This window comes from Parapedobacter sp. (assembly GCF_053550995.1).
Genome location: NZ_JBMQOC010000126.1, coordinates 42,371 through 67,997, shown reverse-complemented (window position 1 = coordinate 67,997; position 25,627 = coordinate 42,371). Strand labels below are relative to the sequence as shown.

Below are 25,627 nucleotides of genomic sequence, written 5' to 3'. Positions count from 1 at the left end.
AAAAACCAAAGACAATGAACATGAACACTATTATCCGATTGACATTCACCACAACCATTTTGGTGCTCGTAGTAGCTGGCTGTCAAAACGCCAACGATGAATCTGCGAAACCCAAGATTGCCATTGCCGGGCTTGCCATTGAATCGAGCACATTTTCGCCAGCCACTACCGACGCTGCAGCATTCCATCCCAGAAGGGGCCAAGAAATTTTTGATTATTATCCGTTCTTTCGCGACGGTTCCGCGCTGCGCAATGCTGCCGAATGGGTGCCTACACTAACGGGGAAAGCCATCCCCGGTGGAGCAGTAACCCCCGAAGCATACGAAGCATTAGTCAGCGAAATGCTGGATTCGTTAAAGAAACATGCACCCTATGACGGCCTGTTTTTCGACATCCATGGCGCCATGAGCGTCGTCGGCCTCGACGATGCCGAAGGCGATCTCATTACCCGCATTCGCGAGGTGGTGGGCCCCGAAACCATCATTTCCACTAGTATGGACCTACACGGACATGTAACCGAGCGGCTCGCCGCCTACTCGGATCTGATTACCTGTTATCGCCTGGCGCCCCATGAGGATGCCATGGAGACCAAGCAACGAGCCGTACAAAATCTCATGGACAGGTTGGTAGCTGGCACCGGAAAGCCAGCGTATAAAGCATGGGTCTCTATCCCCATCCTACTGCCCGGCGAACAGACCAGTACACGCATTGAACCGGGAAAAAGCCTCTATGCCGCCGTAGAACCGGCCGCTGCCCAAGCGGGTGTGATAGATGCCGCCATTTGGATGGGGTATCCGTGGGCCGATGAACCGCGCAACCACGGATATGTTATGGCTGTTGGCGATGATAGCACCAAAGTGAAGGCGACCGCCGAAAAACTCGCTGAAAAATTCTGGCAGTCACGCCATGACTTTGATTTCGTAGCACCTACGACAACCTTAGAGAACGCGCTGGACATGGCCATAAAAAGCGACAAAAAACCCTTTATCATCAGCGACATGGGCGACAACCCCACCGCGGGCGGTGCGGGAGACGTAACCAAAACATTGATGGATGTGTTGGCGCACAAGACGTTTAAGTCGACAAACGGCCCTACCTTTATCTATGCATCGCTTCCTGGACCCGATCTGGTAGAAAAAGCCCTACAGGCAGGCGTAGGGAACCCCGTTGAGGGCATGGTGGGGGCTCTCGTAGACCACCGGTTTGCGCCACCGCTGAAATTAGCGGGCACCGTACATGCCATCAAATCGGGCGATCGGGATGCAGAAGTGGAAGTCGTGGTAAAGATCAACAATAATTACGTCATCGTAACCAAAAAACGTAAACCCTACCACCACGAAAAGGACTTTACGGATCTCGACCTCAGACCCCGGGAAGCTGATATCCTGATGGTGAAAATCGGCTACCTCGTGCCCGAACTCTATGACATGCGCGGCGATTGGGTCATGGCACTTACCGCCGGCGGCGTAGACCAGGATTTACAGGGATTGCCGTACAAACGCATCCAACGTCCCATGTACCCGTTTGATAAGGATATGGCCGACCCCGACTTGTCGGCACGCTTCATACCGCTATCGCATGAATATAAACAGAAAAATAAGTCATCAGGTGGGTAGGCAATGCCTTAAAATGCTAAACAGAATTAGCAGAATTGCAGGCCCAGGAAAAAACGTTAGGATGGCACATCGTCCTATCCAAGGATACCTTTGGCTTCTTTAAAAATTCGTAATTTAACACTTTTTAACTAGGAGAAATTGATTTTTAATTTTATGTTTGTATCAGTAATCAACCGTCAGTGCGGAAAAAAATAGTGCAGCGTTTACGATTGATGAAAAAACATACAGCTGAAAATGCTGCCATTTTGGATAGAACACAACAGTAACGGCCACTGGGCCCATAAAGATTTTGGTTTGTTTTAATAGGTAGGAAGAAGCTGGTTACCGCCCGGTAACCGGCTCTTCCATTTTTTAACCCCGTTGTAGCGTTAAATCGCCGTCGTCTTTTCCAGCAACCACTGCCGCTCTTCCTCCACCAAATGGGGCGTCAGTCGACCGTAAACCATTGCATGGTAATCATTTAACCATTTTATATGTTTTGTTTCCAAAAGCGACCGGTCAACCAACTGTGTATCGATATAGCACAAGGTCAATGTTTCAAATGCCCTAAAGGTACCGAACAAGCTGTCGGCATAGGGGATGCTCAGCACTAAGTTTTCGATGCGGATACCATATGCGCCCTCACGGTACAAGCCGGGCTCGATAGAGGTCACCATACCCGGCTCAATGGGCACATCCACCGCAGCGGCATTAAAGACCTGCGGGCCTTCGTGCACATTGAGGAAGAAGCCAACGCCATGCCCCGTACCGTGGCCATAATTGCGCAGTTCGTCCCACAACGGCTTTCGCGTAAGGGCATCAAGCTGGTAGCCCCGAGTTCCCTCCGGAAACACCGCCATACTGCCCTCGATCATTCCCTTGAGCACCAACGTATAGTCCGTCCGTTCTTCGGCCGTCGTATGGCCCAACGACACCACACGGGTGATATCGGTGGTACCGGTACGGTATTGGCCTCCTGAATCGACCAACAGCAACCCTTCGGGCCGCAATTCAATGCTGCTGGCTTCCGTGGCCTTATAATGAGGCAATGCCCCGTGGGCGCGGTACCCTGCAATCGTATCGAAGCTCTCACCCACGAAGCCGGCCTGTTCGGCGCGGAATCGCCGAAGCCGCTCGGCCAAGGATAGCTCCGTAATGGTTTCGTTACCGATAGCCTCTTCCAACCATTTGAAAAACCGGGTGAGGGCTATTCCGTCTTTCACCATCGTTTCGCGGATATGTGCCACCTCCACCTCGTTCTTCACCGCCTTAAAACGCGTGGTTGGATTGAGGTCTTCCTGTACGTAGGGCAGTAGCGTGTTGTATAAGCGGCTGCATGTACGCCGTGGGTCGAGTAGGAAGGTCTTTCCGGATAAGCCTGCTAAGTGGGCACCCACTTGGGCATAATCCGCCGTTTCCACACCAGACGCACGGAGCGATGCCCGGTCATGCCCAGATAGCTTCGTTTGATCGATGAACAACAGGGCACTGTCGTTGGTGACCAAGGCAAACGCCAGCACCACCGGATTGCAAATGACGTCGCTGCCCCGCATATTCAGCAACCAAGCAATATCGTCTAACGACGAGATGAAATGGGCCCCTGCATGGTGCCGCCGCATCTCAGCGCGCAGCCGACCGAGCTTGGAGGCGGTCGATTCGCCGGTAACCGCCTCTTCGACGAGATATGCCGGGTTTTCCGGCAACGAAGGTCGGTCGGACCACAAGGGTGCCAACAGGTCTATATCTTCCAATACGGTTATCCCCGCGGCGAGCAATGGTTTCCGAACGGAAGCAGCCAACGATGCGGACATTAACCAACCATCGAATGCCACCGTAGCACCCGGGGGTAAATTGGCGGCCAACCAATCAGCATATTCGGCAGCATGCTGCACTTTCAATTTCACCAATTCATAGCCGCTATCGGCGAGTTGTTCGCGGGCTTGTACGAAATAACGCGAATCGGTCCATAGACCGGCGAAAGATAAGGTAATGGCCAATGTGCCCGCAGAACCTGTGAAACCCGACGCCCAAGCGATGCATTTATAGCGGTCGGGCAGGTATTCACTGATATGCGGGTCGGACGATGGAATGATATACGCATCGATATGCGCCTGCTCCATCAAGCTGCGGATTGCAGCCAATTTATCTATATAGGTCATCTGCTTCACTTTGATGGTGGGCAAGTTACGAAATATCAAAAAATACTTACATTAGGGCCAACAAATTACAGTAGATTATGGATAATATTTTAGACTTGCTCAATGGCAGCCTTGGTAAGGAGGTCGTTGATGGCATCACGCAAAAAACGGACGCATCTGCCGAACAAACGCAAGCGGTAGTTTCAACTGCTCTTCCTGCGTTGTTGGGCGCATTGAAAAACAATGCGAGCGGCGGAGATGCACAGGGCATCCTGAATGCCCTCGGTTCCAAGCACGACGGAAGCATCCTTGACAATCTTTCAGGTTTTTTAGGAAACGACGATACTTCTGATGGTAATGGCATATTGGGCCACGTGCTCGGCAACAAGCGGGGTGCTGTGGAACAGGCAATCAGCGGTAAAACCGGTGTATCATCCAGCACGGTTTCTAAAATACTCGCCATGCTGGCTCCCATCGTCATGGGCTATCTGGGCAAACAAAGCCGCAATAACAACGTGAGCGATGGCGGTGGATTGACCGATATGCTGGGCGGCATGCTAGGCGGCCAATCCGGCGGTGGCAATGTGCTGGGTGGCCTGTTGGACCAAAATGGGGATGGCAAATTGGGCGTTGATGACGTAGGCGGCTTACTTGGCGGATTTTTTGGCAAGAAATAACAAGTGAGAAGGTATCTAAGGTCTGGTGGCCGTGCCCCTGCCTTAGACACCTTCTTCATTCGAGCGCTCAGAACCTGGCCCACACCGTGAACCTTCCCCCCGGTGCCGCGTCGCCGTTGATGTACCAGTCAATCGGATCTGCTTGCTGCATGTTGTCAGACCACTTGAATTCCACATCGCCCACCGACGACAGCCCCAACGCACGAAGCGGGACCTCCACCATTAGCCGGTTGCCTGCTACGCGATGTGCCACCTCCCCCACAAGTTGCCAGCCGCCGTCCTTGAATTGCTGGAGTTGATTACCCTGTACTACACGGAAATCAAAGCCATTCCAGCCCGATTGATGCGATCGATCGGTGTTCAGCCAAAGCGTCATCCAATCATCCGCTGAAAGCGGGGTAATCTCATTGACCGTGCTTATGTAAAAATGCAACGCCGATTTGGTAGCTGCTATCTTCAGGGTATCCAAATCATTCCGGCCGGTTTTATTATCATAGATCACCTTCGGTTCGGATTGGGCTCCTGGGTGTTGGCGATGTGTGACGTCGCCAACATAATCGACATAGCATGGGTTTATTTTATCCCAATCGGACCAGTTAGTCACTTTCTTCCTGACCTTGTTTACGGACACCTTCTCTGTACCCTTATAGCGTCGGATATTGGCGACGGTCTGCATGTAATATAAATCGCGAAGGTCGCTTGTCCACGCAGGTTCAATATCGCGGCTATACTCGGCGTTTGCCTGATCCACGAACAGTGCATGGTTCACGTTTCCACTCGTACGCCGCCATTTACCGGCTATCCATTCGTTCCAGCCCGTAATGAAAACATAAGGCACATCTTGCTTCAACGCAAAATCCCATTGTTCCTGGATATTATACCCGTGCAATATGTCGGTTTTCGGATTTCCCGGTGAGCCGTTGTGGTAGCTCCGTCCCCAGTTGCCTGTGGCACCGTAAAATGCCGATCCACCCATCGATGCGTCCAGGTTGGGGTGCTGCGCCGTGGAAACATTCACAATCTCCCGTTCGCCCTTGTGGTTGACGTACACTTTTTGGGGGCGCTGGAACTCAATCCAGGGCCATCCGTCCACTTTCGCCGGTTCGTTGGGCCACTGCGATTCCCGGATGGTAAAGAAATGCTCGTAGTCGCGCCCTTGCGCCTGTGCAGATAAACCGATAATCAGTGGCTTCCCCTCCAGGTAATACCAGCAATCGGGGTAACGGTAGGGGGCACCGTCTTTATAATGGTTATCATATATCTCCTGCATGGCGTCGCCGGATTTTGTATTGGTATAAAAGACCAGTTTGGGCGGCTGCTTCCCTTGCTTCCTTACGGTCTCCATCGCCTGCATCAGCACCTCAACCTCATGCGTGTAGGTGATTCGGTTCGTGGCATCCAAGACCAGGAAATCCACCTTGGCATCCGTGAGCAGCTGTATATTTTTCAAATGGACCCAATAGTCATCCCCCCGGTAATAACCATAGATAGACTCGCCCCAAAAATAATACTTCCCCGCCCTCCCGGCGCCACCACCCCACCCCGGGTGGTCAAAGTCTTCGAGTACTTCCGGTGTTTCCGTTTGCAGTTTGGTCAAGTCCCAAACGCGCTCCGATGTAGCTGACGATGGGTGGCCCTGCCAAAGGAAATAAAACATACCCACGTGCCGATCCGCTTTTGGCCCGCCTGTTTCGCTATGCTGTGGCAGTACCCTTCCCAAGTCGTCAACTCCGGAAAAAGGCTGGGCAAGCGCTGTTAAGCCGCATGCCAAAAAAATCGACAGACTGAAATATTTCTTCATAATAAGTGGCTTTTTACTGTGCTTTTTTAATGCATTAATATTTATCTAATTGATCTTTCAAATACCCTTTTTCTTTCCATATGGCCTCGATAGGCTGGAAATGCTGGAGGAACACCTCGTAAGGAAGTTTCCTTTCGGGACTCACCCACCCGATTGCGGCGAATGCGGCCAACCGCGGGAACGCCTGGAAGTTCAACCGCTCTACCGTCGGTGTAAACTCGCCCCATAGCTGGCATCCCAGCCCCAAAATTTTATGGCGGTCTTTCGTCGCGATGCCGTCGGGTATCGGATCGAACGAATATGCCTTCTCAAGTGGTGTCACTTCATAGGGATAATCCAAATAGGTGAAAAACCGGTTCGAATTGACCACGTCATATCCTTTGGAAATTGCCTTGTTCACAAGGCTCACGTCCCCATCCCAAAATTGCACGATTGTTCCTTCGGCTAGCCGTTCTGATTTACCGGCCTCGATATGTGCCTCTCCACGTATATTATCACCGGTGATTTCATTCCAGCCAATCATCCGATATCCTTTCGAAGAGATATACCGTGACATCCGATTGATTGCCCAAACCTGCAAATCTGCATAGGTAGGTAAGCCATTCGCCGCCATGAATGCGTTGATATCTGCCGATTTCCGCCAATGATCGTAATTCGCTTCATCACCGCCGATATGAACGATACCGCCCGGAAAAAGGCGGATGACCTCATCGAGTACATCGTGTAAAAATTGCTCTACGCGGGGGTCGGTCACATTATATAAATCACCGTGGACTGGTTTGCCCAGTGCACTGCTGGACGCGCCCAGCCACGGATAAGCATAAATCGCAGCGGAGGCATGCCCCGGCACTTCTATTTCCGGAATGATCCGTATCCCCCTGACTGCTGCATATTTAACGATCTCGCGGATATCATCCTGGGTATAGAACGATCCCGGTTTTCCATGGTACAAACTATCCCATTTTGCTGGCGTAATTCCTTTGGTCATATGCGTATGGTCGCCCTTGGACGAAACTTCCGTTAGCAACGGGTACTTTTTTATTTCAATACGCCACGCCGGATCATCCACCAAATGCCAGTGAAAGGTGTTAAACTTGAGGCGTACCAACTCGTCCAACAACCGTTTCACGGTTTCCTTGCCATGAAAATGCCGGCTCTCGTCGAGCATAAACGCCCGCCAACCGAAATAGGGGGCATCTTCTATCTCAAACATAGGCAGCTCGACGATGGGCTCGTCACCATTCTTCCTGGCTAATTGGCGAAGGCTTTGCAGCGCATAAATTAAGCCGTTAGCCGTACTTGCGTACCCTTGGACAGTGTAGCCGCGGCCGAACTCTTCCGTCCGGATCGCATATGCCTCTCCCGCTTTCCCCTCGTCGTACTGCATCACGATATCGGCCCGTTGCTTGCGCCGTTCAAAAATAGGCTCAAAACCGACCTCCGTTAGCAATTCCCGTACATACGCCCTATCGGCTTGGATTCTTTTGTCGAGATATACCCTGACGGCGGTAGACAGTTGGATGCGCTTATCCTGTATTTCGAGGTGCTGTGGATTGGGCAGAACATACTGGGCGTGAACGGGCGAGTGCGCCAATGCGGCAAGGGCGACAAACAGTCCCAGTAAATACTTGATATTTCCTTTGATAACTATCATTGCGCTATTATCTATTTATCGATTGTGTACTTCAATGGTAACCGGCCCCAGCAGCCCTGAGCGATGCAAGGGGCTTTCGGCGGTATAAGGGTTTACGATGGTCCATGTAGAACGTTGGTCTTCCGGCAGTCGCAAGTCGCCTATCAGGCGGTTCGCCCAGGTATTGACTACCTTGATCTCGACCGTGTTGTTCCCTTCTTGCCAAGCATCCGTGACATCCACGCGATAAGGGGGTGTCCATACGCCACCCACATCCTGGCCGTTCACTTTTACCTTAGCCAAGGCCGTTACGCTGCCCAGATCGAGGTAAATACGGCCGCTATCCGCCAATGGCACAGCGGGTAAGTCTTTCGTATAATACGCACTGCCGGAAAAATAAGCCACAGCAGTATCCGTTTGTACGGCCCAATCTACCAACGCATCGAACTGGCGCGTAAATGTCGTGGAATCGGGCTTCACAAAGGTGACCTGCCATGGCCCCGATACCGGCACCTCTTCGGTGGCATCGGGGAAATTCTGCCCGTTCGCAGGCGTTCCTGTTTTGCGGAAGACGATGAATGCGCTCTCGTAAGCCTCCAATTCCAACGGCACGGTGGTACCTTCTCCTTCTTGCGTATACTCCGGCAGGTCCCGTAGCGTCCCGTGTACCGCATCCCACAGTTCGGGTTGTTTACCTGTCATGCGGAACGTTGGGCTTATCTCAACTTTGGCATCCCGCTGGTTAGAAACGAAGTAAATATCGCCATCGGGCAGGGTACGGTGGATGAATACGATCGGATCATTTTCTTTCATTGCTATATCGGGACTTATACCGGCCTTGTCGAGTGCTTCGGCCAGATCCAGTCCATCGAGCACCAGCCCCTTGCCGTACACATGTTCGGTCTGTTGCTTGCCGTCGACACCACCCCATAGTTTATCGGCGATTTCACGTACCGTCTGATCGGCGTTACCGTAATCAGACAAGCTGGGCGACCGCGTGGGTTTGGGGCCGAGGATGATGCCCCCGGCTTCTACCAGCTGCTCGATTTTATGCAATACTTCCGGGCGGATGGTTTCCAGCTTTGGGAGTACCAGTATCCGGTAAGAAAGGCCATCGGGCAGGGTAAACCGGCCATCTTTCATGGTCAACCGGTTCAGTATCACCTCTGCATTGATGTAATCGAACGAATACCCTTTGGGCAGGGCCGGATCTTGCACACCGGTCATCTTAGGTGCATCTTCTCCGATAAAATAAGCGACATCAGCCACATAACGCCCTTGTTGGAGCAGGTAGTTGCAACGTTTCAGGTAATCAATGAAACCGCCCATGTCGTCATACCATGTATTTAGGCGGTTGAACTCATTGCCGAACCAAGCATTCACGCCGGGCAATTTACCTTCATACGGTTGATGGATATATACGTGCAGCAAGGTATTATTGATCCCCTCCGCAAAAAAGCGATCGCCACGTTGTTTGAACATGGCCGGATAGCGACCAAACGTATTCCCGCCAGCGGTAAACGATTCTGCCGACACCTTATTTTTTCCGTAAATATGGGCTGCGGAAGAGGCCGCTCGGTTCTCGATGTCGCCTAGTTCCCCTTCGCTCCAGAACTCACCGCTGATCTCGTCCGACTGTCCCCCATACTGGAGGAATTCGCCCGGAAAGCCCCAATGGCCATAATTTTCCAGCCATATCGTCAGCCCGTGCTTATGGCTCACGTCGCGCAGGCCACCTACATATTCGTAGGCGACTTTATCGGCAACGAAGCGTCGTACATCCCATAGGAAACGGTCGGATTGATCCTGGCTCCCTACCACATATCCATAAAACACCGGAATATAAGGAGTGGGGTCATAGCCAAATGCGTCTTTGAATTTATCGGCAAATCCGTCGGTCCAGTTCTGCCCACCCGTTTCGTAGCTGTCCTGCACCGCCACCTTGAATGTTTTTCGGTCTTCAGCCGGTACCCGCCGGAGAATTTCGCCAAGGAAGGCATCGAAATGTTTAAGCACATGCTCGTGATTCATCTTATCCACTTCCAGCCCGCGGCCTTCGGGGCTAGCTGGCGCATTTGTTACGCCCGTGGGCACCATGCCCGTCTGCAAAACCAACCACTCGCCCTGCGGGGTATCCCATTGCAAAACACCACTGCTGTCTACACGATCGGTAAGATCGAGTACGCTATCCGGCGAAATGGCATAGCCTGCATCTTCGGGCTCCGCCTGTGGGGCCCACTGGTAATCGTGCCAGTAAGGGAGAGGCGTGGGATGCATACGTGCCAAAGATTTTTCCTTGAAACGCTCCACTCGGGGGGTGGCAGTAAGTTCCACCTCAGCGATGCCGGCATCGCCCCGCACGTTATCAACAACCAACCGGAACACGCGGCCGGCGGCCGCATCAAACGACACCGATACGGGGGCATATTGCTCAAACCCCACATTCAAATTATTGTTGGTACGGTCGATATCAAATGAGCGCACCGTACGGAAAGCACCGTTCTCTTCCACTTCCAGCGTTATCCCCAAGCCCATATTCCGCTGCGCTGGAACCACCGTTAAACTACGGGCCGTAAACGGTTCATCCACCGAGAAAGTAAAGGTGGTCGGCTCACCTCCCGCAACCTTCACTTCCGTGCCGCGGTTAGCATCCATTAGGTTCGCAGGCAAATGCCCAGCTGTCGACTGTATGTTCGGGTTGAGGTCTGCCAGCGAAACCCCATATCCTTTGGGCACGCGGAATGCAAGCACATCCACGCGCTGGAAGTCACCCTGCGGGGCGGGCAACAGGCTGTTGAATGGCTTTCCGCCTTCAAGCAACGTATCTGCTGCTGCCAGGTAGCGCATGGCTTGGTTGGGCTGTACCCATGGTCCTCCCGATTGGCTCCATCCCGGGCTATTGAAGATACCGATGTCTATATGAAGTTCGGTTGCCGTTTTCAATGCCGTGTGCAGGATATCCCACCATTCGTCCGTAAACAGTTTTACCTTGCCATAGGATCCGTCAGGCAGATCGCTTAACCCAATATTGCCTATGAATGCGCGGTTGATTCCAGCGCGTTTCATGGCATGAAGATCTTTGATCACCCCTTCTTTGGATAGGTTGTCGGAAATCCAGTACCAGTAGACAGTAGTTTGTATGGAGTCAGGCGCTTCCGCAAATACGCTAGCCATCGTATCCCAGTCGGCCTGTTTGGTGCTGGGTGTACAGGAGAGGGTCAGCCATGCACCTATCGAAATGCCCAAAAGCGGTCGGAAAAAAGTCTTCATCAGCTTACTGTTAAGTTTACAGTTGCTAAAAACGGCTTTTATTTCCAAACAGACATCCTGTACCTTCATGCTACAGGAAGGCGTTAGCCCCCTGCATTTAAAGATAGGATATACATTACCATGGTTTTGGCATCCTCCTCGGCAACATTGGGATGTGGGGGCATGACTACGTTGCCCCAGGCGCCCTTCGTACCCAAGATGACCCGCTTGGCTAATATGTCAATGTAGGTGCTATTCATCGGGTACCGGGCGGCGATGTCGTGAAATGCGGGGCCACGCTTCCGGTCGGCTGCCTTGTGACAGGTAGCACAATCGGAATATGATATCAGTACTTCCCCCCTATTCAACGTAACGGATGGCGGCGACACATCGATGTCGCCCGCCAACCTTACGATAGCCGGTTTCTGTTGGCCGTCCGCTAAGCGTTTTGCCTGCTGCTCAGGGCCAGACGAACAACTGAAGGCAAACGCGACCAGCAGCCATATAACGAAACCCACTTACACCTGCCTCCAGCCTTCCCGGTACTTACGCTTCACGAATTGATTTGCGGGTTCGTAATTGGTTATTTTTTGCACTTTTCCATCCCATAGCAAGCGTTTACGGCCCGTGAAGCTGTACCCTTCACCGTCTGCGTTGGGTTCCCGGTGCATATAGCTGCGGATGGCTAAATTACCCATGATGACCGTCTCGCTCAGTGGGCCTGCATAGTCAAATGATGAGGTCAATGCTTTATGATCCTTGCTGTTGAAGCCGGCTTTGCAGGCATCGGTCCAAGCCACCTGGTGGCCAAATTCCGGGAGATCCGAATATTGATTTTTGAATGCTCCTTCCGGCATGGTGCGCTTCTCACCGCCTTTCAAATACAGCTTGGGATGGTTTCCGTACGTACCGCACATAATCACCCCTTTCGAGCCGATCAGCATCACGCCGTTGCTGCTGTCGGGATCTCCCAACGGTTCGTCTGCCGGAATCAGGTCCGGGTGGAACGGACGGATACCGCCATCATACCAGTTCAGTTTCACTTCCGATTTATTGTGGCTCGTTTCGGGGAATTTAAGTTGGATGACCGACGATGGCGGGCAACCTTCGGGAATATATTCCGGTGACCAATCTTTAATGAATACCTGACCAACGCTTGCTTCGACCTCGCTTGGATAGCCCAACCGGAGCGTCCGGAAGGCAGAATCGATCAAATGGCAACCCATGTCGCCCAAGGCGCCGGTACCGGTGTTCCACCAACCATGCCATTTAAACGGATGCCAAGCGGGGCTGTAATCAACCCACTCGGCCGGACCCACCCACAGGTCCCAATCCAGATAGTCGGGCACCGGATCCTTTTGTGTGGGGAATGGGATACCTTGTGGCCATACGGGCCGGTTTGTCCAAACGTGTGCTTCATGTACAGGGCCGATCAACCCTTGGTCAAACCAATCCAACAACTGCAGTTGACCCGGATTGGAGGCACCTTGGTTTCCCATCTGGCTCACTACTTTATATTTCCTGGCTGCCTCTGTCAGCACCCGCGTTTCATGCAAACTGTGGGCCAGCGGCTTTTGGACATATACGTGCTTACCCATCTCCATGGCGGTGAGCGCAACAATCGCGTGGGTATGGTCGGGCGTAGACACAATGACCGCGTCGATGTCCTTCCCCATTTCATCCAGCATTTTCCGGTAATCCTGGTACCGCTTTGCATTGGGGAATTTATCGAAGGTCTTCTTACCCATTTTCAAATCAACGTCGACCAATCCGACAATATTCTCCTTTCCGTTATTCCAAGCATTCATCACGTCTGAATGGCCTTTGCCACCCACGCCGACGCCGGCAATATTTAATTTATCACTGGGGGCAATAAATCCAGCGCCCCCCAATACATGCCGGGGCACGATCATAAAGCCAGCCGCAGCCATCGCTCCAGCTTTAATAAAGTCTCTACGGGTTGAGCCCGCTTTGGTTGCATGATGTTTCTCCATCAATCAATAACTTTGGTTAACAATTTTGTACTTAAAATGGTCTATCTACACGTTTTACGTTGTACTTGACTACGCAAAGCTAACATAAAAGTGCAAACCGAGGGCTATAAACCTAAAATTGCTCGTGCGGGTGCTACCCCTTGTACGCCGATATCGCCAACGACGAACAACGCACCGGCATGAGGTTCGGCCGCCAGCGCTGCTGGAGTGAGTGCTTTCTTTGCGGAAGTAATGTACAAGTCCCTAAGGTCCTTTCCGCCAAAAGCGCAGGAAGTTACCTGCGAAACGGGCAATTTAATCTCTTGCAACTTTTCTCCCGTGTGTGGGTTCCACCGTACCACTTTCCAGCCACCCCACAACGCCACCCACAACATGCCTTCTGAATCAATCGTCATTCCGTCTGGCAAGCCGTCCGCTGGATCAACATCAATCGCCACCCTGCGATTTGTGATCGCTGCCGTAGCCACGTCAAAGTCATATGCCACCACTTGCCGGGTAGGCGTATCGATATAATAAAATGTACGGTCATCTGACGACCATGCCAAGCCGTTGGAGCATGATACGCCTGCTATTTTTTTGGAAATAGTGCCCGATGGATCCAACATATACAACGCGGCGTCATTACGGCCTTCCTCATTCAACGAGCCCGCCCAAAAGCGGCCGCGCGAGTCGCATTTCCCGTCGTTGAAACGATTGTCGTGCAGGTCTGTCTCCGGGTCTCCTATATCGATTCTTTTGCCCGTATACAGATCGAGCATTGCAAACCCCTTATCGGTTGCCGCTATTACACGGTTCGGTTGGGATGTGAGTGCCACCGCACCAATTTGACCGGTGAAATTGAACGTTCTTACCTGGCTGGTTTCGGGATACCAGACCAAGATTCGGCCATTGACAATATCTACCCAAAATAGCCTATTAAGCTGGTCGTCCCACACCGGTCCTTCACCGAGCTGCGCCGGCTCAATGGGTAAAATCTGATATATTTGCTGTCCGCTCATTTGATTCTGGTAAAAGCTCCTTCATTGTCCCCAACCCATTCATATAGATAAATCGTGCTCTGCTGTTGCCCGTCTGGGGATTTTAAAGGGTGCGAGATATAAAACAATCCATTGCCTAGCGGGCATAATCCCGTGGCTCCCCATTTAAAGTGCCACCCCCTTATACCGGTATCCGGGTCTTTCGGCCCGGCTTGCAATAAAGAAAGGGCTTTTACTTTTATCGCTTCACGATTGGACGATATCCGGCTCTTGCTGGGTTTAGCATGGCCATCGATTACAAATAAATCATAGTTCGGGAATTGCGCCTTCTTGCCACGGTATACCGCAGCGAACAAGTTTCCCGAATGGGGGTCATATGCAAGGTTTTGAATGCCATATGTGGTATTCCCCGTTTTTACAAAATACTTTTCCATGGGTTTTGTCGGCCCGGAATGATGGAGATTACCTTGCGACAAGCGTTTGGCATATTTGTCCCAATTTGCAACATCGTATTTTAGGATAACCTGATGGTCATTATCATCCCGGTCGGTTTCCCCATAAACGCCGTAAGCTACATACAGGTACATTTTACGCCGGTTAGCACTTCCCATTGCCGGGGCGAAGGTGACACCGTCTATGCCGGAGCACGCAAAGCGATGTGGCCTCATTTTATCCCCCACCTGAACTTGGGCTTCGTAATCTTTTACAACTTCCGACAAATAAACGGTACTGAACACGTCTTCTGTATTCGCATCCATGTCAGGGCGCCCGATTTGGGCAACATCGAAAATGGCAATGTAAAAACCGCTTTCATCCGAATGCTCCACCCCCAAGGTATTACGGATTCCTTTGCCAATGGCATCGTTTTTATACTCCAGCGAACCATACACTTTGCCGTCAGCAGGATTGAATTCCAAATCACCCAGATGGCCTAAAAAACCGGTTACACTGCCTAGTAATTTCCCGGAGAGATCCATCTTAATTAGCCTGTCCGTAAACGAGAAATAAACGTGCCCATTCACTTGGTCAACGGCTACACCCTGCACATGCATCCGGCTTTGCTTTCCTGTGTAAATGGAATCAGGCCAGTTAGCGGGTACATTCGTGTCTTGCGACTGTGCGCGTAATATAAATAGGGAAAAAAGTATGGCCAGTATAATTAGTTTTTTCATGCTCGCTAAATTACAATTTTTCCTGGCTTTCAATGATGGTCGGTTATTATACGACCTTATCCACCCGCCGATAGCCTTTTGCGCTCAAATGCACCCCTCGATTATGTAAAGGCTTCCCTAAACCGATGTGGGGTCAGTCCCTTAAACCGCTTGAATACGCGGATGAAATGGGCCATGGAATGGAACCCGCTATCCCGACACACGATCCGGATAGGCAAGGATGTAGCCTTAAGCAATTCACAAGCCTGTTCGATCCGCATTTCCTGCACAAAATCAACAAATGTCTGTCCGGTCCACCGCTTGAAATACCGACATAACGTCGGCACACTCATGTGTAGCTGCGTTGCCACATCTTCCAGGTAAATCCGTTCGCTGAGATGTTCCCTAACAAAATGATATATGAGGTTCAATTGTTCCTTGCCGCCCAATTCGATATCTGTGGCGATCGCTTGGTGGAGGGTCGTGCTGTCGGGGTCGTTACCTAATGTGGCCAATATCCGAAGTACAAACATCAATCGCCGTTGCCCGATCGCTTGCGGCATGGAAAGAAGCCACTCGGCCAACATATCCTTTGTCAGACCGTTAAAAGACAGCGCTAGCCCTGTCGTGCCGAACATCCGCTTGAGCCGTCCATGTTCGGGCAGCTCGAAATACTGCTCGCCTAGAAACGATTTGTAAAACTGAAGCACGACGAACTCGTACGCATTCGATGGACCGGCCGCCGGCCGTTCACACCTGAACCAATGCGGCACCCCCGGTGCAAGCAGGAATACGTCGCCCGCCTGGAACCGTCGGATGGCATTGCCCACATAGAAATTACCTGAACCCGACCGGATGAAGATAAGCTCGTGTGCATCGTGCATATGATACGGAATGTCGCAATCATTGCCCCGAAGGTGCTTCACCGCGAAAGATTGGGTTGGTAAAATCGGTATGGAGCGGGCTATGGGTACCATCACCAGCAAAAATAGGGTATAATTATATTATTAGTCGTATCTTTGCACAAGGAATTCTATGCTTCGAGGATAACGCTAATGATCCATTTCTTTGTGAACCCTAAAAACACCGTTTACGGTGTTCAAACCGAATCAGCACTGACAGCTGAAGACATTGTAAAACTCAACTGGCTTTTTGGACATGCCGCTCAAATAGAGGGGAACACCCTCGCGGGCCACTTCGTGGGGCCCCGTGCCGCCATGGTCTCGCCCTGGAGCACCAATGCCGTCGAAATCACCCAAAACATGGGTATCCGTGGCATCATCCGTATTGAGGAGTATACGCCGGTCGCCAGTGATTTCACCGATTTCGACCCGATGGTTTCGCAGAAGTTTGCCGGGCTGACACAGGACTTATACACGATCCATATATCGCCGGAGCCCATTACAGAAATCGACGACATCGATACATACAATAAGCAGGAAGGCTTGGCGCTAAGCCCCGAAGAGGTGGAGTACCTCCACCAGCTCTCCGATAAAATCGGACGAAAACTGACGGACTCCGAGGTGTTTGCATTCTCGCAGGCCAATTCCGAGCACTGCCGACACAAGATTTTCAATGGCACTTTCGTCATCGACGGTGAGGAACAACCTTCGTCGCTGTTCAAATTAATCAGAAAAACCTCCGAGACCCATCCAAACGAAATCGTCTCGGCATATAAAGATAATGTTGCCTTTATCAAGGGGCCCCGCGTTACGCAGTTCGCGCCCAAGTCGGCCGACAAGCCCGACTTCTATACTGAAAAAGATTTTGATTCCGTGCTTTCCCTGAAAGCGGAAACCCATAATTTCCCCACCACCGTGGAACCCTTTTCGGGTGCGGCCACCGGGTCGGGTGGAGAAATCCGCGACCGCCTGGCAGGTGGACAAGGCGCCCTGCCGCTAGCCGGTACCGCAGTCTATATGACGGCCTATTCACGGCTGCTTGCCTATCGTCCGTGGGAACAAGCGATGGACGAACGGAACTGGCTGTACCAAACACCCATGGATATCCTTATCAAAGCATCTAATGGGGCCTCAGACTTCGGCAACAAATTCGGCCAGCCACTTATTGCCGGATCGGTACTGACCTTCGAGCACGAAGAAGCCAACCGTAAGCTGGGGTACGACAAGGTGATCATGATGGCCGGCGGTGTAGGTTATGGCAAAGCCGGACAGGCCCAGAAACATACCCCAAAAAATGGCGACCAAATCGTGGTACTCGGTGGCGAAAATTACCGCATTGGCATGGGCGGGGCGGCGGTGTCATCTGCTGATACCGGTGTCTATGGCTCGGGCATCGAGCTGAATGCCATCCAACGCGCGAACCCCGAAATGCAAAAGCGTGCTGCCAACGCCATCCGCGCATTCGTGGAGGCAGACCATAACCCTATCGTTTCCATCCATGACCACGGGGCCGGCGGACACCTCAACTGCCTCTCCGAACTGGTGGAAGAGACGGGTGGGCATATCGACTTGGATAAACTCCCCGTGGGCGATCCCACCCTTTCGGCCAAGGAGATTATCGGCAATGAATCGCAGGAACGGATGGGCCTCATCATCGGCGAGGGCGACCTCCGGCAGCTCCAAACGGTCGCCGACCGCGAGCGGGCACCCATGTACACTGTTGGAGAAGTCACAGGCGACCAACGCTTCATATTCCAGTCGGGCACCACCGGTGAGAAACCGCTTGATTATGCGCTATCTGATTTTTTCGGATCTTCACCCAAAACGGTTATGACAGATCGGCGGGTATCCCGTGATTATGAGGCAGTGGACTACCGTATCGAAGATATTCCAGCATACCTCAATCAATTATTGCAACTGGAAGCCGTAGCCTCAAAAGACTGGCTTACCAACAAGGTGGACCGGTGCGTAGGTGGCCGCGTAGCCAAACAACAATGCGCGGGACCCCTGCAACTGCCCCTAAACAACGTGGGCGTAATGGCGCTCGATTACCGTTCTACCGAAGGGGTAGCGACCACCGTAGGCCATGCGCCGCTATCCGCCCTTATCGACCCGGTGGCGGGATCGCGCAATGCGATCGGCGAAGCCCTGTCAAACCTGGTCTTCGCACCTATCAAAAACGGACTGGCGGGGGTATCCCTTTCGGCCAACTGGATGTGGGCGTGCAACAACGAAGGTGAGGATGCCCGCTTGTACGACGCGGTAAAAGGTTGTTCTGACTTCGCCATTGCGCTGGGCATCAACATCCCGACGGGTAAGGATTCCCTCTCCATGAAACAGAAGTATCCCGATGGGGATGTCATCGCGCCCGGCACGGTCATCATCTCCGCCGGCGGTAACTGTACCGATATCACAAACGTGGTGGAACCCGTATTGAGTAAAAAAGAAGGCTCGATATACTATGTAAACCTATCGAAAGACGCCTTTAAGCTTGGTGGATCCTCATTCGCGCAGATACGTAACAAAATCGGGAACGAAGCGCCCACCATACGAGATGCCGAATATTTCAAAACGGCATTCAATGCCATTCAGGAACTGATTAAAAGCGGTTTGGTTGCCGCGGGCCACGATGTGGGGTCCGGCGGTTTGGTAACCACGCTGCTGGAACTCTGTTTCGCCGATACGGACCTCGCCGCCCAATACGATTTAACTGCCCTGAATGAAACCGACACCGTAAAGGTACTATTCAATGAAAACATTGCGGTAGTGCTACAGGCAACCGACGACGACGCTTTTGAAAAACAGCTCGCAAATGCAGGAGTAACCGCCATTAAAATCGGTTCCGTGCGCCACGGTGACGACGTCGTCTTCGCCAACGGTGATGACCACTTTACATTCCGTATCAGCGAACTTCGGGACACGTGGTACAAGACCTCGTTTTTGCTCGACCAGAAACAGACCAAAAACGGTCTGGCACAGGCACGTTATAAGAACTACAAAAACCAGTCCCTCTCCTATCAATTTCCGACACACTTCACGGGCCGAAAACCGGTTATCGATGCCGGCGAGCCCCGCCCAAAAGCGGCCATTATCCGTGAAAAGGGATCCAATTCAGAACGCGAAATGGCGAACGCCATGTATCTAGCCGGCTTTGACGTGAAGGACGTACACATGACCGACCTCATCGCTGGCCGGGAAACGCTCGAGGACATCCAATTTATTGGCACAGTGGGCGGTTTTTCCAACTCGGACGTGTTAGGTTCTGCCAAAGGGTGGGCAGGGGCTTTCCTCTACAATGAAAAAGCGAAAACAACGCTTGAACGATTCTTTGCGCGAGAAGACACCTTATCCATCGGTATCTGCAACGGATGCCAGCTGTTCATGGAACTGGAACTCATCAACCCCGACCATGCCGTACACGGCAAGATGCTTCATAACGATTCGCACAAGCACGAATGCAATTTCGTGTCTGTTACCGTGCAAGAGAACAACTCCGTGATGTTATCATCCCTCGCGGGCAGTACCTTGGGGGTTTGGATATCACATGGTGAAGGGAAATTCGACCTTCCGTATGGTGAGGATCGCTATCACATTGCGGCCAAATATGCGTATACAGCGTACCCCCATCACCCCAACGGGTCGGCATTTGCCACGGCGATGCTTTGCGACGCCAGTGGCCGCCACTTGGTAACCATGCCACACATCGAGCGTTCTATTTTCCAGTGGAATTGGGCGCACTATCCGGCCGGACGCCGTGATGAAGTGTCACCTTGGTTGGAAGCATTCGTCAATGCACGCAAATGGTGCGAAAACATCAATCGCCGTGGCTGAAGAATTTAACATCGTCCAGGGGTCGAAAGCAGAACAGTACGAAGCGATGCTCCCCCAACTTGGGGCATTGATAGCTGGTGAGACCGACCTCATCGCCAATATGGCAAACATATCGTCGGTTCTTAAAACCCAATTCAACTTCTTTTGGGTAGGCTTTTACCTGGTGAAGGCCGATGAGCTCGTATTGGGTCCGTTTCAAGGGCCGGTGGCCTGCACACGTATCGCCAAAGGTAGAGGGGTGTGCGGCACCGCGTGGGAACGGGCGGAGACGCTCGTCGTAGCCGATGTAGATGCATTTCCCGGGCATATCGCCTGCAACACCCAATCCAAATCAGAGATTGTCATCCCTGTCATGGAGCACGGTGACGTGACTGCTGTGCTGGATGTGGACAGCGAATACCTGAACCATTTCGATGAGACGGATGTGGAATACCTGACTAAAGTCGCCGCACTGCTTTCTCGATAGCCTCGTCCCACAGCGTGCATTTCTTCTCTTTTACTTCATCAACACCTATTACTAACTCCTATCTTTTCGGGGAAATCATAGGGAGATTATAGGGACTTCCTAGGGACTTTATAGGGGAAAACCCCAAGAAAACACCTATTACCTGTGAATAAACTTCGCGTTACGGCAAAAGTTGGTCATGAGTTGGCGTTAACTTAGAAAGAAGCTGGGAATAATTTACAATGACACGTCCCAGACCATGGCCCGCTTATCATCGCTTACGGACACTAGTTGATTCTTGAAGGGATTCCATACAATATCATTGATGGATAGGAAATGGCTATCGAAGCCTTTCTCGAAACTGATGGTGCGCAACAGCCTGAAGTCACCCGACGCCCAGATTTTGATGCTCTTATCGCGGCTGGCGGTGGCAAAAACAGGCAGCGTTGGGTGGTAGGCAATGGCATATACCGTAAATAGATGCGGCGTAAAGCCTTTCACCAGCCCAAAACCACCCACGCCAAGCACATGAAGTTGCGCGTCGCGCCCCCCGGTGAGTAGGTGCCGACCGTCAGGTGAGAAAGAAAGTGATGTAACCGGCCGGGTATGTGCCGGCAATTCTTCCACGAACGTGTAATCCACCGCGTTGTAGAGTTTCACTTTCCCCTCTTTTGTGCCGAATACCACCCATTGTTCATCGTTGCTGATGGCGATGGTGCGGACGGTCTGGTTGGATACCTTAAAGTGATACAGGAGGTCAAACTCGTCCGTATTCCAGATCGAGACGGTACCGTCTTCCGAAGACACCACCAGTTCAGATTTGTTGCGAAACGATTTGACGGCAAACACAGGCCGCTGATGGTGTTCGAGGCGGGCCACCAGTTGCTGGGTTTGGCTATCAACGACGTGAACCCTCCCATCCCGGGTGCCGACAGCCAATAGCGTTGAATTTGCTATAAGGTGCAACGCATAAACCGAAAATTGGACAGGGTACAGGATCCGCTCGAACGCCATACTTTCCAGGTTCCATTGCACCACGCCTTTGTCGTTCCCCGCGGTGAATACGTTTACCGGATCTGGACCGTTCTCAACGGCGAATATCGGGTTCTGATGCCCCGATAGGGTACCCGCTTTATGGATTTGGAGACTGTACATGTTTTCATCCCCTATGGATGCCTGCGCTCCAGGTTCCTCGCAATCGTCTCGAGCGGCAGATCCTTCTGCCGTAACAACACGAGTAAATGAAAGATCAGATCGGATGCTTCGTTCACAAAATCGACTTCCTCCTCAGCCAGGGCAGCAATAACGGTTTCAACCGCTTCTTCACCTACTTTCTGGGCAATTTTATTGACACCACGCTCGCGCAATTTATTCACATACGAATCGGCCGTTGGAAATTCGTAACGGTTATCGATGATCCGTACGAGCTCAAAGATGAAATTATGGTTATATGGGGTATTGAAGCAACTTCTGCTTCCGGTATGACACGTCGGTCCCTGGGGATGCGCCTTGATTAAAATGGTATCGTTATCACAATCGACGTGCGTGCTCACTACTTCCAAGAAATTGCCGCTCTCCTCGCCCTTGGTCCATAGTCTGTTTTTACTCCTGGAAAAGAAGGTAACACGCCCTTCCGCCTGTGTTTTCTGCCATGCCTCTTCATTCATGTAGCCCAACATCAATACTTCCAGTGTTTGCGCATCCTGTATGATGGCCGGAACCAGGCCACCACATTTTTCGAAGTCTATTCGTTCGTTCATTTGTTGTTCTGCTCTTTTCCTTTCCGCGGTTTGCCCTTTGCTTTTCTACCTTTTGTTTTTTGCTTTTTGCTCTTTGCATTGTCGCCAACCTCGATATCAACGCACAACAATGCCCTGTTGCCGTAATTCTTCCTTCAACTCCGGAATCAATATTTCACCGTAATGGAATACCGAAGCTGCGAGTGCAGCGTCCACGTTGGCTTGCTGAAACACGTCCACAAAATGTTGTTTATGGCCTGCTCCACCGGAGGCAATAAGCGGAATGGCAATTTGGTCGTTGATCATTTTCAAAAAAACACAATCAAATCCATTTTTGGTTCCATCGTGGTCCATAGACGTCAGCAAAATTTCACCGGCTCCACGGCGCTCCGCCTCCTTAATCCATACATCCGTTTCGATGTCCGTTTTGAGTCGGCCACCATTGAGGTGTACATAGTTCTTTCCATCCACTTTTCGGGTATCTACTGCCACCACGACAAATTGCTTACCGAACGCTGCTGCCAGTTGGTCGATCAATGCCGGATTTCGCACGGCCGCAGAGTTAATCGATATTTTATCGGCACCCGCATGCAGCAACACATCGGCATCGCCCAGTTCGTTGATGCCGCCCCCGATCGTAAAAGGGATATTAACCTGCCGCGCTACGGCTTTCACCAGTTCTACCGTTGTTTTACGCCGCTCGTGTGTGGCGGTAATATCAAGGAAAACCAATTCGTCTGCACCCTGCCGCGAATATTGCCATGCCAGTTCAACCGGATCGCCGGCATCGCGCAAATCGACGAAGTTGACACCCTTTACGGTACGGCCATCTTTAACATCTAAACACGGTATGATGCGTTTCGCTAACATAGTTCCTAAAAACGGATCAATGATTTCAGGTTCCAAGTTTTTATTTCTTCGATGGTGATGTGGTTTTCATAAATCGCCTTTCCGATTACACAGGCTTCCACATGGATGGCATCAAGGTCCTTAACATCGCTCATCGAACTGATGCCTCCGGAGGCGATAAGTTTGATGATAGGCGAATGGTCCATTAGCTTTTTGTAGAGCTCTACCCCGGCACCACCCAGCTTGCCGTCTTTATTGATATCCGTGCACAGGAAACGGAAGAAGCCCAAGGACAGGCACCGATCGATATAATCCAACAGTTTCACGGGGGAGCTTTCCATCCAGCCGGAATACTTGATTACTTCATCCAGTACGTCTATGGCGATGACCACATGGTCAGCATACTTGTATTTACCGCGATTGAGGTTGCTTAGCTCATCCAAAAACGTGGGATTGGTGATGGCTTGCGTGCCTACGACCACCCGGTGGATACCTGCATCCACGAGCTCCTGTACTTTCTCTATGCTCCGTACCCCACCACCGTACTGCACTTTCATGTCTGAATTACGTACGATATCGAAAAGGTAAGCTTGGTTGGAGAAATCGCCCTTTGCGCCGTTCAGGTCGATAATGTGTACGAATTCGGTGCCATTCGATCGGTACCGCTCAATCATCTCTTCGAGGCTCACCTCATAGATGGTCGCGTCGTCGTAATTACCTTCACGCAGGCGAACCACCTTCTTGTCTAAAACATCTATTGCCGGAATGATATACATAATTCTCTAGGGGTTGACTACTACAATCTTGAAAAATTCAACAATAACCGTTCGCCCGCTTCGCCAGATTTCTCCGGATGGAATTGCACGCCGTAAAAGTTCCTATCTTGCAGTGCGGCGGAAAACTTTAGCCCATATTGGGTATAAGCGGCGGTAAAAGTAGCATTATATTCAATAAAATAAGCGTGCACAAAATAAAAATAGGCATCTTTTTCTACATTGTCGAATAATGGGCAGTCGTTTTCGGGGAATACCCGATTCCAGCCCATGTGGGGCACTTTTCCGGTTATACGGTTTTCGAAATGTAACGTTTTTAGCGGCACGACTTCCAACAATGGACTGTCGCCCTCTTCGGAGTAAGCGGTGAGCAGCTGCATCCCTACACATATTCCCAGCACGGGTTTGGTAAGCTGACCAACGCTGCCTGCCAGTCCCGAAGCTTGTAATTTACGCATAGCCGCGCCAGCGTGCCCCACACCGGGGATGATAATCCGGTCGTAATCTGCTAACTCGCCCGTATGATTGACCATCCCGTAGGGGATATCTAATCGATCTAACGCAGCCGTCAGCGAGAAGATGTTACCGGCACCGTAATTGATGATTCCTGTCATTTTATATTGATTAAAGATTAAAGGAACAACGACTAAAGACAACTTTCTTCGCTCCGTGCACCCTTGTTCCTTGTTCCTTCATCCTTCATCCTTGTTCTACAACACCCCCTTGGTGCTGGGCAGTTCCATGTGCTCCGCATCGCGCCGTACCGCCTTTTTTATCGACTTCGCAAATGCTTTGAAAATGGCTTCTATTTTATGGTGCTCGTTTTCACCTTCCGCTTTGATATTCAAATTGCATTTTGCCGCATCCGAAAAGGACTTGAAGAAATGGAAAAACATCTCCGTGGGCATATCCCCTATTTTTTCACGTTTGAATTCGGCATCCCATACGGTCCAGGCACGTCCGCCGAAGTCGATGGCCACCTGTGCCAAGCAGTCGTCCATCGGCAGCGTAAAGGCATACCGCTCGATGCCCCGTTTATCGCCCAGGGTTTTAGCGACGAGCTCGCCCAAAGCAATTCCCGTATCTTCAATGGTATGATGTTCGTCAATATGCAAATCGCCATTTGCATGTATGGTCAGGTCGATATGGCCGTGCCGAGCGAGCTGGTCGAGCATGTGGTCAAAAAACGGCAGTCCCGTGGCAATGTCCGATTTCCCCTTACCATCAAGGTTCACTTTGATATATATATCGGTTTCATTCGTTTTCCGGTGATGCTCTCCCACCCGTTCACCTAACTTCAGAAATTCATAGATTGCCTTCCAATCGGTCGTTTCTAACGCCACGACCGACTCATCGATTTGATGTTCCTCGGCCGCACCCAAGGTATCATTGTTACGGAGCCAAATAGCCTTGGCCCCCAGATTTTGCGCCAACTTGACGTCGTTGATTCGATCGCCAACCACGAATGAATGAGCAAGGTCATATATCGACGTATCAAAATAGGCGGTCAACAAAGCCGTCCCTGGTTTGCGGGTGGGTGCATTTTCATGGGGAAACGTACGGTCGATATGTTCTGCGGCAAATGTAACGCCCTCACCGGCAAAGGTATCAACAATAAAACGGTGCACAGGCCAGAAGTTTTCTTCGGGGTGCGACGCGGTCCCCAAGCCGTCTTGATTTGACACTAGGATCAACTCAAAATCGAGCTCGCGGGCAATACGTGGCAAATACTGCAACGCCCCGGGATAGAATTTCAGTTTAGCAAAGGAGTCGATTTGCTCATCGTCCGGCTCGGTAATCAGCGTACCGTCGCGGTCTATCAATAATAATCGTTTAATCGTATTGGACATCTTTATTCATTATCGCGAAAAAA

General features: G+C 51.4%; 18 protein-coding genes and 1 pseudogene. 4 read left to right on the top strand and 15 right to left on the bottom strand.

Annotated features, from left to right (window positions below):
- The first annotated feature begins 20 nt into the window (after nucleotides 1-20).
- Nucleotides 21-1,616 carry a M81 family metallopeptidase gene (locus ACO1NT_RS17590; protein ID WP_449050047.1) on the top strand — a complete coding sequence of 532 codons (1,596 nt, stop codon included), beginning with the start codon at nucleotides 21-23 and terminating at the stop codon, nucleotides 1,614-1,616.
- Nucleotides 1,617-1,984: 368 nt separating this feature from the next.
- Here ACO1NT_RS17590 and ACO1NT_RS17585 read toward each other — a convergent pair whose 3' ends face one another.
- Nucleotides 1,985-3,754, bottom strand: coding sequence for an aminopeptidase P family protein (locus tag ACO1NT_RS17585; protein WP_449050046.1), 1,770 nt, complete (start codon nucleotides 3,752-3,754; stop codon nucleotides 1,985-1,987).
- 77 nt (nucleotides 3,755-3,831) lie between these two features.
- Here ACO1NT_RS17585 and ACO1NT_RS17580 point away from each other — a divergent pair, with 77 nt between their 5' ends.
- The gene (locus ACO1NT_RS17580) at nucleotides 3,832-4,410 is read left to right on the top strand and encodes a DUF937 domain-containing protein (protein ID WP_449050045.1); all 579 of its coding nucleotides are present in this window, start codon (nucleotides 3,832-3,834) and stop codon (nucleotides 4,408-4,410) included.
- Between the two features lie 67 nt (nucleotides 4,411-4,477).
- On the opposite strand, the gene ACO1NT_RS17575 is transcribed toward ACO1NT_RS17580, so the two are convergent.
- The 8 genes from ACO1NT_RS17575 to ACO1NT_RS17540 form a co-directional block, all read right to left on the bottom strand.
- On the bottom strand, nucleotides 4,478-6,211 hold the full coding sequence (locus ACO1NT_RS17575) for a hypothetical protein (RefSeq protein WP_449050044.1): 1,734 nt from the start codon (nucleotides 6,209-6,211) through the stop codon (nucleotides 4,478-4,480).
- Nucleotides 6,212-6,245: 34 nt separating this feature from the next.
- A complete protein-coding gene (locus ACO1NT_RS17570) occupies nucleotides 6,246-7,865 on the bottom strand; it encodes a beta-N-acetylhexosaminidase (protein ID WP_449050043.1) in 1,620 nt (539 codons plus the stop codon).
- Nucleotides 7,866-7,880: 15 nt separating this feature from the next.
- Nucleotides 7,881-11,114 carry a glycosyl hydrolase gene (locus ACO1NT_RS17565; protein WP_449050042.1) on the bottom strand — a complete coding sequence of 1,078 codons (3,234 nt, stop codon included), beginning with the start codon at nucleotides 11,112-11,114 and terminating at the stop codon, nucleotides 7,881-7,883.
- 83 nt (nucleotides 11,115-11,197) lie between these two features.
- Complete coding sequence (locus ACO1NT_RS17560) at nucleotides 11,198-11,611, bottom strand: c-type cytochrome (RefSeq protein WP_449050041.1); 414 nt, start codon at nucleotides 11,609-11,611, stop codon at nucleotides 11,198-11,200.
- Nucleotides 11,612-13,087: a Gfo/Idh/MocA family protein gene (locus tag ACO1NT_RS17555; protein ID WP_449050040.1), complete on the bottom strand. Its 1,476-nt coding sequence runs from the start codon at nucleotides 13,085-13,087 to the stop codon at nucleotides 11,612-11,614. It abuts the gene before it with no gap.
- A gap of 104 nt (nucleotides 13,088-13,191) precedes the next feature.
- Nucleotides 13,192-14,085: an SMP-30/gluconolactonase/LRE family protein gene (locus ACO1NT_RS17550; RefSeq protein WP_449050039.1), complete on the bottom strand. Its 894-nt coding sequence runs from the start codon at nucleotides 14,083-14,085 to the stop codon at nucleotides 13,192-13,194.
- On the bottom strand, nucleotides 14,082-15,236 hold the full coding sequence (locus ACO1NT_RS17545) for a hypothetical protein (protein WP_449050038.1): 1,155 nt from the start codon (nucleotides 15,234-15,236) through the stop codon (nucleotides 14,082-14,084). Before ACO1NT_RS17545 ends, ACO1NT_RS17550 begins: the two co-directional genes overlap by 4 nt.
- A 101-nt stretch (nucleotides 15,237-15,337) precedes the next feature.
- On the bottom strand, nucleotides 15,338-16,192 hold the full coding sequence (locus ACO1NT_RS17540) for a helix-turn-helix domain-containing protein (RefSeq protein WP_449050054.1): 855 nt from the start codon (nucleotides 16,190-16,192) through the stop codon (nucleotides 15,338-15,340).
- A 78-nt stretch (nucleotides 16,193-16,270) separates the two neighbouring features.
- On the opposite strand from ACO1NT_RS17540, the gene purL reads away from it, so the two are divergent.
- Together purL and ACO1NT_RS17530 are read left to right on the top strand one after the other, a co-directional pair.
- Nucleotides 16,271-19,948, top strand: coding sequence for a phosphoribosylformylglycinamidine synthase (gene purL, locus ACO1NT_RS17535; protein ID WP_449050037.1), 3,678 nt, complete (start codon nucleotides 16,271-16,273; stop codon nucleotides 19,946-19,948).
- Complete coding sequence (locus ACO1NT_RS17530) at nucleotides 19,941-20,414, top strand: GAF domain-containing protein (RefSeq protein ID WP_449050036.1); 474 nt, start codon at nucleotides 19,941-19,943, stop codon at nucleotides 20,412-20,414. Before purL ends, ACO1NT_RS17530 begins: the two co-directional genes overlap by 8 nt.
- A gap of 216 nt (nucleotides 20,415-20,630) precedes the next feature.
- On the opposite strand, the gene ACO1NT_RS17525 is transcribed toward ACO1NT_RS17530, so the two are convergent.
- From ACO1NT_RS17525 to hisB, 6 genes and pseudogenes are all read right to left on the bottom strand, one after another.
- Nucleotides 20,631-21,548 (bottom strand): WD40 repeat domain-containing protein, encoded by a 918-nt coding sequence (locus ACO1NT_RS17525; RefSeq protein ID WP_449050035.1) that lies wholly within the window; start codon nucleotides 21,546-21,548, stop codon nucleotides 20,631-20,633.
- Between the two features lie 11 nt (nucleotides 21,549-21,559).
- Nucleotides 21,560-22,165, bottom strand: a pseudogene (hisIE, locus tag ACO1NT_RS17520) (bifunctional phosphoribosyl-AMP cyclohydrolase/phosphoribosyl-ATP diphosphatase HisIE); the annotation flags it as partial.
- Nucleotides 22,166-22,249: 84 nt separating this feature from the next.
- Nucleotides 22,250-23,002, bottom strand: coding sequence for an imidazole glycerol phosphate synthase subunit HisF (gene hisF, locus ACO1NT_RS17515; RefSeq protein ID WP_449050034.1), 753 nt, complete (start codon nucleotides 23,000-23,002; stop codon nucleotides 22,250-22,252).
- Nucleotides 23,003-23,007: 5 nt separating this feature from the next.
- Nucleotides 23,008-23,757 carry a 1-(5-phosphoribosyl)-5-[(5-phosphoribosylamino)methylideneamino]imidazole-4-carboxamide isomerase gene (locus tag ACO1NT_RS17510; protein WP_449050033.1) on the bottom strand — a complete coding sequence of 250 codons (750 nt, stop codon included), beginning with the start codon at nucleotides 23,755-23,757 and terminating at the stop codon, nucleotides 23,008-23,010.
- A 20-nt stretch (nucleotides 23,758-23,777) separates the two neighbouring features.
- The gene (gene hisH / locus ACO1NT_RS17505) at nucleotides 23,778-24,368 is read right to left on the bottom strand and encodes an imidazole glycerol phosphate synthase subunit HisH (protein ID WP_449050032.1); all 591 of its coding nucleotides are present in this window, start codon (nucleotides 24,366-24,368) and stop codon (nucleotides 23,778-23,780) included.
- 96 nt (nucleotides 24,369-24,464) lie between these two features.
- A complete protein-coding gene (gene hisB / locus ACO1NT_RS17500; RefSeq protein WP_449050031.1) occupies nucleotides 24,465-25,604 on the bottom strand; it encodes a bifunctional histidinol-phosphatase/imidazoleglycerol-phosphate dehydratase HisB in 1,140 nt (379 codons plus the stop codon).
- Between the last annotated feature and the right edge of the window lie 23 nt (nucleotides 25,605-25,627).

Excerpts from the sequence above, each read along its gene's own strand:
- ACO1NT_RS17555 (WP_449050040.1), bottom strand. The coding sequence starts at position 13,087 with ATGGAGAAACATCATGCAACCAAAGCGGGCTCAACCCGTAGAGACTTT.
- ACO1NT_RS17545 (WP_449050038.1), bottom strand. The coding sequence starts at position 15,236 with ATGAAAAAACTAATTATACTGGCCATACTTTTTTCCCTATTTATATTA.
- ACO1NT_RS17585 (WP_449050046.1), bottom strand. The coding sequence starts at position 3,754 with ATGACCTATATAGATAAATTGGCTGCAATCCGCAGCTTGATGGAGCAG.
- ACO1NT_RS17540 (WP_449050054.1), bottom strand. The coding sequence starts at position 16,192 with ATGGTACCCATAGCCCGCTCCATACCGATTTTACCAACCCAATCTTTC.
- ACO1NT_RS17570 (WP_449050043.1), bottom strand. The coding sequence starts at position 7,865 with ATGATAGTTATCAAAGGAAATATCAAGTATTTACTGGGACTGTTTGTC.
- ACO1NT_RS17580 (WP_449050045.1), top strand. The coding sequence starts at position 3,832 with ATGGATAATATTTTAGACTTGCTCAATGGCAGCCTTGGTAAGGAGGTC.
- ACO1NT_RS17510 (WP_449050033.1), bottom strand. The coding sequence starts at position 23,757 with ATGTATATCATTCCGGCAATAGATGTTTTAGACAAGAAGGTGGTTCGC.
- ACO1NT_RS17565 (WP_449050042.1), bottom strand. The coding sequence starts at position 11,114 with ATGAAGACTTTTTTCCGACCGCTTTTGGGCATTTCGATAGGTGCATGG.
- ACO1NT_RS17575 (WP_449050044.1), bottom strand. The coding sequence starts at position 6,211 with ATGAAGAAATATTTCAGTCTGTCGATTTTTTTGGCATGCGGCTTAACA.
- ACO1NT_RS17550 (WP_449050039.1), bottom strand. The coding sequence starts at position 14,085 with ATGAGCGGACAGCAAATATATCAGATTTTACCCATTGAGCCGGCGCAG.
- hisB (WP_449050031.1), bottom strand. The coding sequence starts at position 25,604 with ATGTCCAATACGATTAAACGATTATTATTGATAGACCGCGACGGTACG.
- ACO1NT_RS17590 (WP_449050047.1), top strand. The coding sequence starts at position 21 with ATGAACACTATTATCCGATTGACATTCACCACAACCATTTTGGTGCTC.
- ACO1NT_RS17525 (WP_449050035.1), bottom strand. The coding sequence starts at position 21,548 with ATGTACAGTCTCCAAATCCATAAAGCGGGTACCCTATCGGGGCATCAG.
- hisF (WP_449050034.1), bottom strand. The coding sequence starts at position 23,002 with ATGTTAGCGAAACGCATCATACCGTGTTTAGATGTTAAAGATGGCCGT.
- purL (WP_449050037.1), top strand. The coding sequence starts at position 16,271 with ATGATCCATTTCTTTGTGAACCCTAAAAACACCGTTTACGGTGTTCAA.
- hisH (WP_449050032.1), bottom strand. The coding sequence starts at position 24,368 with ATGACAGGAATCATCAATTACGGTGCCGGTAACATCTTCTCGCTGACG.